We start from the raw sequence: 12,319 nt of genomic DNA, 5'->3' as shown, positions 1-12,319 counted from the left end.
GATCGGCCGCTTGACGTCCTAGGCGTCGAGCGCCTTGCCGCGCACATCGGGGCCGAATGCCGCGAGCGTCACGATCACCACGACCATCGCGGCCGTGATCAGGGCGAACACGGCGGTGACGCCGCCCTCGCGCAGCATGAAGGCAACGATGAAACCGGAGAAGGTCGCGCTGATCCGGCTCATGGAATAGACAAGCCCGGCCGCCCGCGCCCGTACCGCGGTCGGAAACACCTCGGTCTGGTAGGCGTGATAGGCGTAGGACATCGTGGTGTTGGCTGCCGTCAGCAGCACGCCGCAGGCGATCAGCAGCACGGGCTGGGTCAGCTCGGCGAAGGCAAGCCCGAAGGCGATAATGGCGACGCAGGCTCCCGAGATGATCCATTTGCGCTCGTAGCGATCAGCAAAGCTTGCCGCAAGCAGCGGCGCGATCGGATAGGCGAAAGCCACGATGAAGGAATATTGCAGGCTCTTGGTGACGGTGATGCCCTTTTCCACCAGCAGCGTCGGTACCCAGTTGGCGAAGCCATAGAAGCCGAAGGCCTGGCAGAAATTGAACACCATGAACAGCACGACCAGCGACAGATAGGGCGCTCGGAACAGCTCGCTGAAGCTCGCCTTCTGCGCCGCGGCCGACGGCCGTCCCTCTGGCATAAGAAAGTCCTGCGGTTGGCCGCCGGTCGCGGCCTCAAGCTTGCGAACCACTGCAATCGCCTCGCGGTCGCGGCCATGGCGGGCGAGCCAGAGCGGGCTCTCCGGCACGAATAATCGCAGCACCCAGATCACCATGCTGGCGGCGGCTCCAATCAAGACCACCCAGCGCCAGCCATCGAGGCCGTAAGGTTTTAGCGGCACCAGCGACCAGGCGAGGAAGGCGACAACCGGCACGGCCATGAACATCACCGCCTGGTTGATGGCAAAGGCGCGCCCGCGCATCCAGCTCGGCACCAACTCGGTGATGTAGGCGTCGATGGTGATGATCTCGACGCCGATGCCGATCCCCGCGATGAAACGCCATAGCAGCAGGCCGCCGGAGGTGGTCTGGAATGTCATGATCACCGATGCCGCGCTATAGCTAAGCAGCGCGAACGTGAAGATCGCACGCCGTCCGAACCGGTCGGCGAGAAACCCCAGGAAGAACGTGCCGGCAAACAGGCCTGCAAAGGTCGCCGCGACAAAGGCGCCGATGCCCGAGAAACCGAAGAAGCTCTCGGTTGTGGTGCTCAACAGGCCGCTGCGGGTCAGCCCCGGCGCGATATAGCCTGTCAGGAACAGATCATAGATCTCGAAGCAGCCGCCGAGCGAGAGCAGGATCACCAGCCGCCAGAGATAGGGCGAGGCCGGCAGGCTTTCCAGCCGTCGCGAAATCTCGTTCGGCCCACTGGTCGCGGGCGCATAACCAACATTGCTGCTGTCGATGCCGACGGCACTCATTGATGTCCTCCCCGGCGCGCCAGGCGTTCTCCCCGCGCTGCTCTGCGGCCATTCCTTCTTGGCGAGAATGGTCCTGACAGCCATGTTTGGGCGCTTGTCAGCCGGAAATCCAGAAGAACATATCGATGGAAGCGTTCGATAAAAGCGAAGGCTCCAATCGAGCGCAGGATTGAGAACCATCCCTGATGGTCTGCCGGTGACGCACGCTCCGGCAGGCGGGGAATAATGGGTGATGCTCGTCTTCGTCTGGAGTTAGCCCATTTCCGCCATTGCGCGGTCTCGCCCTGCGGCGGACCTTCGCTTTTCGAATGATGCGGACGAAAACCGTCCGCCATGCGGTGCGTCGCTCAGGCTGGACAGCCGACGACATGTTGGCTCGCCGATATGGGCAATAAGGAAAAGAGGTGCCTTCAGGGAGGGGCCTCATGATGACGAGGCGCTGGTCGAGCTTGCTCAGCCTTCTTTGTCTGATTGCATCGCACGCGGCGGTGGCCCAGGACTATCCCTCTCACGTCATTACCATCGTTGTTCCAAATGCCCCTGGCGGTCCATCAGACCTGTTCGCGCGCTGGATCGGAAACTTGATGAGCGCGGAACTCGGACAGCAGATCGTCATCGAAAATGTGGGAGGCGCCAGCGGTACGATTGGTGTGGGGCGGGTCGCCCAGGCCGCGCCGGACGGATACACGCTTCTGATGCATAACATCACGTTTGCGGCGGCGCCCGCGCTCTACAAGAGGCGCACCTATGATCCTCTCAAGGACTTCGATCCGATCGGTCTGGTCACCAGAACACCGCAGGTGATCGTGGCCAGGAGGGCAATCGCTGCGACGAATTTGCGCGAGCTCGTTGCCTACATCAAGACGAACCAGCAGACCATCAATCTCGCCGACGCAGGACGGGGTAGCGCATCCTATCTCTGCAACCTGTTCTTTGCCCAGTCCATCGGCGCTTCAGTGACCGCCATTTCCTATCGCGGAATGAATCCTGCCCTGAACGATTTGGTGGCAGGTCAAGTCGACCTGATGTGCGACCAGGTCGCCAATACGGCCGAACAGATCAAGGCCGGAAATATCAAGGCCTATTGCGTGACCACCCATGAAAAGCTGGACCAGCTGCCATCCTTGCCGACCTGCGACGAGGCGGGACTCGCGCATCTCGAAACGAGCGTCTGGATCGCCCTACTTGGTCCCAGAGGAATGCCGCAGCACGTCGTCTCCCGGCTCGCCTTCGCCTTGCGGCAGGCTCTGCATGACCCAACATTGGCGCGGCAACTGGCGAAGCTCGAAACCACCGTTGTCCCGGACGATCTCGCCACGCCGGAGGGCCTGAGCGCATTTCTCAAGGCGGAAGTTGACAAGTGGAGTCAGACACTGGACGCGATGCATGTTCGGCCTGAGTAGCGCGTGGAGCGGATGACGCTGGCACTCATCCGCCCCATACGCTGCGACGATGCTTGTCAGGAGGAGCCGGAGCCGCCCGGCACGATCTTCTCGCTCAACTTCTGATCCACGATATCGACCGTGCGATCGACCTCGCCATTGGGCATGTCGAGCTGATGGGAGATCAGCTTCACCAGCAGGTCGACCCGCTCGATGAAGGGCGCGCCGCTGGCGACCGCGCGTGCTGCCGACGACGGCTTGAGCAGGCTCTGCGCCGCCTTGGCATATTTCTCGAACGGAACCTGGTCGTTCGCCTCGGCGCCGAGACGTCGCGCAACCGCATCGACATGGTCGTAGATTGACTGCGACAGCTTCAGGTCGCCATGCACGGCATCGCGGATCGACTGCGGCTCGTGCGGCGTGATGCAGCGATAATTCCCGGTCAGCAGCATCGACCATTTCGCCAGCGGCACGAACAGCGAGTCGAACACTTTCAGCTTCACCGGCACGTCCTGGCCAGCGAGCGTTACCGCATCGATGTCGGCTTCCAGCTCTCGCAGCACCTTGTTGTGCTTCTCGTCCGCGAAGACCGAAGCCTTGAAGTTGGTGGGCAGGCCGACATGCAGCACGTTCGCCGCCTCTTCCGGCGGACGAAACGCCTGCGGATCGGGCGAGCACAGCGTCACCAGCCCTGGCTTGAACCGCTCCCACACCTGGGCATTGGTATAGGCCTCCTCGAGGTCCATATCCTTGAGCGCCGTGATCCGCTTCAGATACGGCAGCGGCGGCATGTTCATGATCGAGAGACAGGGCAGCCCCGCCTCCGCGATCTTGATCATCAGGACGCGGACCGTGTGGTTGGTGTATTGCGGCTCCTGCATCGCAAGACCGACCATGTCGTAACGGGACACGTCGACCTTGTCGGGCGTAACCGCGTCCAGCTTGCCAGGCAGATCGCGTGAGAAGATCGCACGGTGCGTCGCTTCGTCACGCAGCTTGATGCGGACTTCGGTACCGTCGCGATTGATAAGCTCTGCAGTCTTCGTCCGGCAAACCAGGGTCACATTGTGACCCGCCATCAGAAGCTTTGTCCCCAGCAAGGAGCCGTACGAAGCTCCAAGGATCAGAATATTGCGCGCCATGCTCCCTCTTCCAGTGATTGTGTCTGTATTTTCTTGAATGCCCGATCCAAGCCGGGCTGGAAATTCCGTTAGCGCGTATGGCGGATCAACACCAGCGTAATTGCGCGGGCGCCAAGCCAGTTAGGTCGGCGAAACCTCGTCCGCATTATCGAGCTCGGCTATCGCGCAATCGGGATTGCCTATCGAGACAAGGTTCTTAGGGCGGATTGGGTTCTACCCGCAATTCCATGCGGGACCAATCGGCGTCCAGGTCCAGCACGGACCAAAACCGCCGCCGTTGTAGCGCCCGCGATAAAAGCCGGGACGACCGAAATAGTGCCAATCGCCCATGTACCAGTACATCGGCGTAAAATCCGGCCCACTGCGGTTTGCACCATACACCGGGATGTGAGGGTTCGGCGGCTGATGATAGCCCGGCAGGAAGCCGTAGCCATGCCAATGATGGAGCTGCTGCTTGTGAGCGGACGCCGAGAATGCGCTGGCCGGCAGCAGCGACACGAGAAGGACACTCGACAGGGACAATATGCGCAACATCGTTGCAAGCTAGACTGTGTTCCGTCCGAAGGCGATTCAAATCGATGTTGCCGCAATGCCATCGGGATGACGATCATGATCCCGGACAGAATCAGAAATAAATCCCGCACCCCTATGCGCGCGCTGTGCCCTCTGGACTCGCGCGACCGGCAGTGTCCAAACTCGCACGAATCAGAGGAGACGTCCCAATGATGAAGATCGATTCCCAGGTTCATGCCTACGAGGCAAACACGCCAAAGCGCCCCTGGGCGACGGTGCCGAACTGGCCTGATCACGTCACTGGCGACGAGATGGTGGCGGCGATGGACAAGGTTGGCGTCGATGGCGCGATCTTCATCTCGGCCTTTTCGATGTATCGTTACGATGCAAGCTACGCCGTCGAGGTGCAGCGGGCGCATCCGACCCGCTTCGGCATCGTCAAGCCCGTCGACCCCGACAATCCCGATGTGGCCGATGTCGTCGCGGATTGGAAGAAGACGCCGGGCACCGTCGGCATACGCATCATGCTGACCAGGGAGCACAAGCGCGCGTCCGATGAGGGCCTCGACCGGATCGCACGCGCGGCCGTTCGTTACGACTTCCCGGTCAACATCCTGTGCTGGGGCAATCTCGACGCCGGCATGGCGCTCATCGATCGCCATCCTGACACGCGTTTCATCCTCGACCATCTCGGCATCATCCAGCCGCGGGTGCCGCCGGCGCCGCAAGAGCCCTGGGCCGATCTGCCGAAGGTGGTGGAGCTTGCCAAGCGCGCGAACCTGGTGATCAAGATCAGCGGCGCCTGCACGCTGTCCCGCGAGCCTTATCCATTCCCCGATATCTGGGATCCACTCGGGCGCATCTTTGACGCCTGGGGTTTCGAGCGTTGCCTCTGGGGAACCGACTGGACGCGCGCCTTCGCGGTCGTCAACTACGCGGAGGCGGTCGAGCCCTTCCTCGGCACTGATCGGCTGAGCGACAGCGAGCGGGCCATGCTGATGGGCGGAGCCTGTGCCAAGGCCTATGGCTGGTCGCCAAAGCCGTACCCGTAGTCGTACGGGCTGGCCAGTTCAACGTTCCAAATGCGAACACGTGTCTGCCGCGCCGAGAACAGGCCACAACCCAGATTCGAGCGCAAAGATGGCGGACGCTGCCGTCCGAATCGATACTTGGAACCTAAGGAGTATTTCAGTCATGTTAAGTGGGGACGAGACCGAGAACAAGCCGGTGAAGAAACCCGTGCAGCGTAAGGGGAAGGCGGAGCAGGAGGGCAAGAAGGCCGAGTCGCGGAAGCGGAAGCCCGCTGCAGCACAGGAACCGCAGGCGGATCAGTTGCCCGAAGTCGCGACGACAATCGATGCACCCATTGTGGTTCCAGAAACCGTGGTGGTTCCAGCAACGCTGCTCGACGACACCATGCCGATCGAGGACGCTCCGTTGGTCCCGGTTGCTGCGGCGGAAGCGGCCGCGGTTGTTCCGGTGACGGCGGTCGAGGAGACCGCAGTTGCCCCGGTGGCAGCCGTGCAGGTGGTCCCAGTCAGCTATCAAACAATCGTCGACGCCTATAGCAACTACACGCGGCACTCGCTCGATCAGACGCAGTCGTTCTTCGCGCGGCTTGCAACCGTGCGGTCGCTGGACAAGGTGATCCAGCTTCAGACCGAATTCGCCAAGCAGGCTTATGACGGCTTCGTCGCCGAGACGCGCAAGATTGGCAAGCTCCACAGCCAACTGGCCCGACAGAGGTTGCAGCACTGGGAGGGCCTTGTTGCCCGAATGATCAGCCCTCGCTGATCTCGCCTCGTTTGCAGAGGGACGTATCACGGTCGTCACGACACGTGAGGCGGGGATGCGGTGGACGCAAAGGCGCTGACTGACGGGCGGCGGTCTTTGCGGACGGCGAAATCGTGTGGTCCTGGCGCCCCGAGGTCCGGCGCTCAAGTTCGCGATGATGCTTGCGCATCACGCGGGCGACGGTCGCAAACGGGATGGTTCACCGAGGAGAGCGCGTATAAGCCGTAAAACCACTGCGCAGGGAAGGCCGGTATGATCACCGCCCGCACCTGTGGTGGTCGCGCTCGCGCAAATTTTTTCTGCGCGAGGGCCCCGGGTGCAGCGGCCACCCGGCCTTCCCTGCGCCCTCTGACTTTTTAGGAGGGCGCGAACGATGCAAAGCTCGGGCGAGATCCGTCTCGAACGATGCAGCCCCGATGCAGCAGAGTCGTCAAATCAACAGCGTCGCCTCCCACGCCCCCTGCCCAACCTGCTCGGCAATCAGCGCCAGGATCAGGCGCCGCATCTCCTCCATGGCGTAGGTCATGGGGCGATTGCGGAGGTGGCAGAGATAGAGCGTGCGCGTCAGCTTCGGCTCGATCACCTCGCGGGCGACGAGCTTGCCTGTTTCCAGATGTTCCTGGGCAAACAGCTTGGTCGCCACCGCACAGCCGAGTCCGGCGAGCAGTGCGCCGGACATGCCGGTGATGGAGTTGAGATGCAGGATGGCGTTGGCTTCCAGTCGCTTCAGCAGCACGGGATCGTCGAGCAAAGCGCGCGAGGACAGCCCATGCACCAGCGTGATCAGCGGCAGGCGGGTCAGCTCCTCGAACCTGATCGGCGCCTTGGGCTTGCCGACCAGTTTCGGCGTACCGACGCAGAACATCTGCTCCTCCAACACGGGCTCGGCGACCAGGTCCTTTTCCGAGGGCGGATTGTAGACCAGCGCGAGATCGACCTCGGAGGCCATCAGATGCATCAGCGTCGCACCCGACAGGCTCTCGGTCAGCGACATCTTCAGGTCAGGATATTTGCCGAGCACGGCGCGCATCAGCGGTACGCCGATCGCCTTGACCCCTGAATTGGCCATGCCGATCGAGATGTCGCCGGCGACGGTGCGGCTGCCTTCGCGGATCTCACGCTCGGCCGCGGCCATTGCCCGCAGGATGATGCGGGCATGCTCATAGAGCCGCTCGCCGGCCGCGGTCGGTTCCATGCCGCGCGGCTTGCGCGCGAACAGCGGCGTTGCAAACTCGGCCTCCAGGTTCGAAATGTGATGGCTCAGCGCCGATTGCGCGACGCTCGCCTGATCCGCCGCCCGCGACAGGTTGCGCTGTTCGTAGACGGCAATGAAATAGCGAAGCTGCCGCGAATCCATGGGATCAATAATATGAGGGCCGAGCGTTCGAAAGTAACGAATGTAATCTTCGACAGATTATAATTTTCAGATGGCGTGGGAAAGGCTTAGTCTGACAGGGAGAATTCAGGGAGACGTGCGATGGCTGTAACCGGACTGCCGCTCGAAGGCGTGAGGGTCGTGGAAATGACCCACATGGTCATGGGCCCGACCTGCGGCATGATCCTCGCCCAGTTGGGCGCCGAGGTGATCAAGGTCGAGCCGCTGGTCGGCGACAAGACCCGCTCGCTCGGCGGCATGGGGACCTCGTTTTTCCCGCTGTTCAATAGGGGAAAGCGCAGCGTCGTGCTCGATCTCGCAAAAGCCGAGGACCGCGAGACCATGCACCGCCTGCTCGCGACCGCAGACGTGTTCCTGGAAAATTTCCGCGACGGCCAGCTCGACAAACAGGGCCTGGGTACGGAGGAGCTGCGCCGCCGCCATCCGCACCTGATTGTCGCCGGCCACAAAGGCTTCTTGTCCGGCCCCTATGAGCATCGCCCGGCGCTGGATGAGGTCGTGCAGATGATGTCGGGTCTCGCCGCCATGACCGGCACGAAGGAGAAGCCGCAGCGTGTCGGCTCCTCTGCCAACGACATCATGGGCGGCATGTTCGGCGTGATCTCGATTCTCGCGGCGCTGTACCAGAAGCGCGGCGGCAAAAAGGAAGGCACGGACATCCGGATCGGCCTGTTCGAAAACTGTTTGTTCCTGGTCGCCCAGCACATGGTCGAATATGAGATGACCGGCAACAAGCCGCGCTCGATGCCCGAACGCGAACATGCCTGGCCGATCTACGATATCTTCGACACCGCGGGTGGAAACCGCATCTTCATCGGCGTGGTCACCGAAGGCCACTGGCAAAGCTTCTGCCGCGAGTTCGGCATGCAGGAATTCCTTGATGATCCGGCTCTGCGCAGCACGACCGATCGAATCATGGCGCGCGGCCGGATCATTCCGCGCGCGGCGGAGGAGATCAGGCACTGGGATGTCAAAGAGCTCTCCGCCAAGCTCGATGCGCTCAACATCTGCTTTTCGCCGATCAACCGCCCCGAGGATCTGTTCGATGATCCGCATGTGCTGCGGCCGGGCGGTCTGGTCAACAATGTCAATGCTGATGGCGCGCCGTTCCGCGTGCCCGCGCTGCCGATCGAATGGAACGGCGCCAATCTCGGCGAGGGCCTGAAAGTTGCTCCACTCGGCGCCGACACGGCCGCTGTCTGCGCCGAGCTCGACAATCAAGAAACACCAACCGCAAAAGCCGCAGGGAGGCGCGCATGACCAGGGTTCAGGAGATCTATCCGCAAGGCCGCATCACGCTCCGCGAAGTGGGGCTGCGCGACGGGCTGCAGCTCGTGAACCGCTTTCCCTCGACCGAGGCCAAGCAGCGCTGGGTGCGCGAGGAATATGCCGCCGGCGTCAGGCATTTCGAGGTCGGCTCGTTCCTGCCGGCCAAAACCTTTCCGCAATTTGCCGATGTGCGCGACATCGCCCAGCAGGTCGCGGCGCTATCAGGCTGCCATGGCATCGCGCTGGTGCTGAACGAGCGCGGGGCCAACGAGGCGCTTGCCGCTGGCGTGCCCGAGATCGCGTCAGTGGTGTCGGCGACCGAAGAGCACAGCCAGGCCAATGCCAACCGCTCGCGGGAGGCGGCGATTGCCAACATCAGACGGCTGTGCGAGCTGCGCGATGCGGGCACGCACAAGCCGATCGTGCATGCGGCGATCTCGATGGCGCTCGGCTGTTCCATCGCCGGGCCGGTCGACCCGAACGAGGTGCTGCGGCTGGTCGAGAAATGCTTCGAGGCCGGTGTCGATGCCGTCGGCATCGCCGACACGGTCGGCTACGCCGGGCCGAAGCAGGTCGGTGATCTCACGCGCGCAGCGGTGAAGCTCGCGGGCGAAAAGCCGATCTGCATTCACCTGCATGATACGCGCGGTATGGGCATCGCGAACGCGTCCGCCGCGCTCGACGAAGGGGCGCGCATTCTCGACGGCTCGCTCGGCGGCCTGGGCGGCTGCCCCTTCGCGCCCGGCGCCACCGGCAATGTCGTGTTCGAGGATCTCGTGTTCCTGTGCGAGAGCAAGGGATTCGCCACCGGCATCGATATCGATAAGCTGGTCAAGGTGCGCGCCATCCTGCGCGCAGCGATGCCTGACGAAGCCCTCTATGGCGGCCTCGCCCGCGCGGGCCTGCCGCGCGGAGCCGCGGCAAAGGCGGCATGATTACAATCGCGTTCCACGTAATCGGAGCGCGTTGCCGACCACACTCACCGACGACAACGCCATCGCGGCCGCCGCGATGATCGGCGACAGCAGGATGCCGAATGCCGGATAAAGAACGCCGGCGGCGATCGGAATGCCGGCGGCGTTGTAGAGGAAGGCGAAGAACAGATTCTGCCGGATGTTGCGCATGGTCGCCTGCGACAGCTTGCGCGCCTTTACGATGGCAGTCAGGTCGCCCTTGAGCAGCGTCACACCCGCGCTTTCCATCGCGACGTCAGTCCCCGTGCCCATGGCAATGCCGACATCGGCGGCGGCAAGTGCAGGGGCGTCGTTGACGCCGTCGCCGGCCATGGCGACGACCCAGCCCGCATTGCGCAGCTTGGTCACCACGGCGCTCTTCTGATTCGGCAGCACCTCCGCTTCGACCTCGTTCAGCCCGAGCCTGTTTGCCACCGCGTTGGCCGTGGTGCGGTTGTCGCCGGTCAGCATGATCACCTTGATGCCATCAGCTTTCAGCGCCCGCAGCGCTTCCGGCGTCGACGGCTTGACCGGGTCGGCGATTGCGATGACGCCGGCGAGGCCGCCGTCGACCGCCATGTTGATGACGGTCGCACCATCCTGCCGCAGCCGCTCGGCCTCGGCTTCCATCGCGGTGGTCGCGATACCGAGAGAATTGAGATAGCCGGCATTGCCCAGCACGATTGCCCTGCCCTCGACCTTGCCGCTGGCGCCCTTGCCCGTCGGCGAATCGAAGGCGTCGGCGGCCTTCAGCGCGAGCCCGCGCTCCTTCGCGGACCGCACGATCGCGTCGGCAAGCGGATGCTCGCTGGCGCGCTCGACACTGGCGGCAAGCTGCAGGAGGTCGCCTTCCGAGAATCCTGCGGCCGGAACCACCGCAACAACCTTCGGCTTGCCCTCGGTGAGGGTGCCGGTCTTGTCGACCACCAGCGTGTCGACCCGTTCCATTCGCTCCAGCGCCTCGGCATTCTTGATCAGGACGCCGGCCTGCGCACCACGTCCAACGCCGACCATGATCGACATCGGTGTCGCGAGCCCCAGTGCGCAGGGGCACGCGATGATCAGCACACTCACGGCGGCGACAAGGCCGAATGCTATGCGGGGCTCAGGCCCGAACCAGCTCCAAGCGGCAAAGGCGATGATTGCAACGGCAATGACCGTCGGGACGAACCAGCCCGCGACCTGGTCGGCGAGGCGCTGGATCGGCGCGCGCGAGCGCTGCGCGTCGGCAACCATCTGCACGATCTGGGACAGGAGCGTGTCGCGCCCGACCTTCTCGGCACGCATCACAAAACTGCCCGACTGGTTGAGCGTGCCGGCGATCACCCTGGCGCCTGCCTCCTTGGTCACCGGCATGGATTCGCCTGTGACCAGGGATTCGTCGAGCGCGGAGCGTCCCTCGAGAATGATGCCGTCAACCGGAACCTTCTCGCCGGGCCGCACGCGCAATTGGTCGCCGACGGCGAGGGCGTCGATTTCGACCTCGTGGTCGTTGCCGTCAGCGCCGATGCGACGCGCCGTCTTGGGCGCCAGCTGCAGCAGCGCTTTGATCGCGCCCGACGTCGCTTCCCGCGCCCGCAGTTCCAGGACCTGCCCAAGCAGGACGAGCACGGTGATGACGGATGCGGCCTCGAAATACACCGCGACCGACCCGTCATGTCCGCGAAATGTTGCGGGGAACAGCTGTGGCGCCAGGGTGCCGATCAGGCTGTAGACATAGGCCACGCCCGTGCCCATCGCGATCAGCGTGAACATGTTGAGATTGCGCGTGATGATAGATTGCCAGCCGCGCACGAAGAACGGCCAGCCGGCCCACAGCACGACGGGGGTCGCGAGCAAGAGCTGGATCCAGTTCGACCAGGTCTGCTCGATCAGCCCGTGTCCGCCGACCAGATGTCCGCCCATCTCCAGCACAAAAACGGGTGCCGTCAACGCCAGCGCGATCCAGAACCGTCGCGTCATGTCGGCAAGCTCGGGATTCGGCCCGGTATCGAGGCTCGCAACCTCCGGCTCCAGCGCCATGCCGCAGATCGGGCAACTGCCGGGGCCGACCTGGCGAATCTCGGGATGCATCGGGCAGGTGTAGATGGTGCCCGCGGGCAGCTCGGGCTCCGGCTCGCGCTTGTCGAGATATTTGGCCGGGTCGGCCGCGAACTTGGCACGGCAGCCCGCCGAGCAGAAATGGAAGGTTTCGCCGTGGTGCTCGAAGCGGTGCTTCGAGGTCGCGGGATCGACGCTCATGCCGCAGACGGGATCAAGAACCTTGGACGTCTCGTGGTGATGATGGTGCGCATGGCCGGCGTGGCCGCCCCGCGCACCACAGCGGGTCGATTGCTCGACGTTCTCAGCCACCTTCACAGCCGCCTTGCCCCCGCAGCCGCACGCGGAATGCTCTTTGTGGTCCGGTGTTTCGCGTGAGGCTTCCGTCATGAGGACACT

At 63.4% G+C, this 12,319-nt stretch carries 10 protein-coding genes; 5 read left to right on the top strand and 5 right to left on the bottom strand.

The window, feature by feature from the left end:
• Positions 1-18: 18 nt before the first annotated feature.
• Positions 19-1,431, bottom strand: a complete 1,413-nt coding sequence (locus A3AI_RS0107175) for an MFS transporter (RefSeq protein ID WP_024514929.1) — start codon at positions 1,429-1,431, stop codon at positions 19-21.
• 425 nt (positions 1,432-1,856) lie between these two features.
• On the opposite strand from A3AI_RS0107175, the gene A3AI_RS0107170 reads away from it, so the two are divergent.
• The gene (locus A3AI_RS0107170) at positions 1,857-2,834 is read left to right on the top strand and encodes a tripartite tricarboxylate transporter substrate-binding protein (protein WP_084800854.1); all 978 of its coding nucleotides are present in this window, start codon (positions 1,857-1,859) and stop codon (positions 2,832-2,834) included.
• A gap of 56 nt (positions 2,835-2,890) precedes the next feature.
• On the opposite strand, the gene A3AI_RS0107165 is transcribed toward A3AI_RS0107170, so the two are convergent.
• Positions 2,891-3,955: a ketopantoate reductase family protein gene (locus tag A3AI_RS0107165; protein WP_024514927.1), complete on the bottom strand. Its 1,065-nt coding sequence runs from the start codon at positions 3,953-3,955 to the stop codon at positions 2,891-2,893.
• A gap of 213 nt (positions 3,956-4,168) precedes the next feature.
• Positions 4,169-4,489: a hypothetical protein gene (locus tag A3AI_RS0107160; RefSeq protein WP_024514926.1), complete on the bottom strand. Its 321-nt coding sequence runs from the start codon at positions 4,487-4,489 to the stop codon at positions 4,169-4,171.
• Positions 4,490-4,677: 188 nt separating this feature from the next.
• On the opposite strand from A3AI_RS0107160, the gene A3AI_RS0107155 reads away from it, so the two are divergent.
• Both A3AI_RS0107155 and A3AI_RS46050 read left to right on the top strand, forming a co-directional pair.
• Positions 4,678-5,520, top strand: coding sequence for an amidohydrolase family protein (locus A3AI_RS0107155; protein ID WP_024514925.1), 843 nt, complete (start codon positions 4,678-4,680; stop codon positions 5,518-5,520).
• Between the two features lie 88 nt (positions 5,521-5,608).
• Positions 5,609-6,262, top strand: a complete 654-nt coding sequence (locus A3AI_RS46050; RefSeq protein ID WP_198030070.1) for a phasin family protein — start codon at positions 5,609-5,611, stop codon at positions 6,260-6,262.
• A 430-nt stretch (positions 6,263-6,692) separates the two neighbouring features.
• On the opposite strand, the gene A3AI_RS0107145 is transcribed toward A3AI_RS46050, so the two are convergent.
• Positions 6,693-7,619, bottom strand: coding sequence for a LysR family transcriptional regulator (locus A3AI_RS0107145; RefSeq protein WP_024514923.1), 927 nt, complete (start codon positions 7,617-7,619; stop codon positions 6,693-6,695).
• Between the two features lie 120 nt (positions 7,620-7,739).
• Between A3AI_RS0107145 and A3AI_RS0107140 the strand changes: the two genes are divergently transcribed.
• A complete protein-coding gene (locus A3AI_RS0107140; RefSeq protein WP_024514922.1) occupies positions 7,740-8,918 on the top strand; it encodes a CaiB/BaiF CoA transferase family protein in 1,179 nt (392 codons plus the stop codon).
• A complete protein-coding gene (locus tag A3AI_RS0107135; protein WP_024514921.1) occupies positions 8,915-9,862 on the top strand; it encodes a hydroxymethylglutaryl-CoA lyase in 948 nt (315 codons plus the stop codon). The genes A3AI_RS0107140 and A3AI_RS0107135 overlap by 4 nt, the downstream gene beginning before the upstream one ends.
• Here A3AI_RS0107135 and A3AI_RS0107130 read toward each other — a convergent pair whose 3' ends face one another.
• Entirely contained in the window at positions 9,863-12,310 is a 2,448-nt protein-coding gene (locus A3AI_RS0107130) for a heavy metal translocating P-type ATPase (RefSeq protein ID WP_024514920.1), read from the bottom strand. It lies immediately after the preceding gene.
• Between the last annotated feature and the right edge of the window lie 9 nt (positions 12,311-12,319).

Source organism: Bradyrhizobium sp. Tv2a-2, assembly GCF_000472425.1.
Lineage (GTDB): Bacteria > Pseudomonadota > Alphaproteobacteria > Rhizobiales > Xanthobacteraceae > Bradyrhizobium.
The sequence above is the reverse complement of the archived record's forward strand: the minus strand, read 5'-3'. Positions and strand labels throughout refer to the sequence as shown.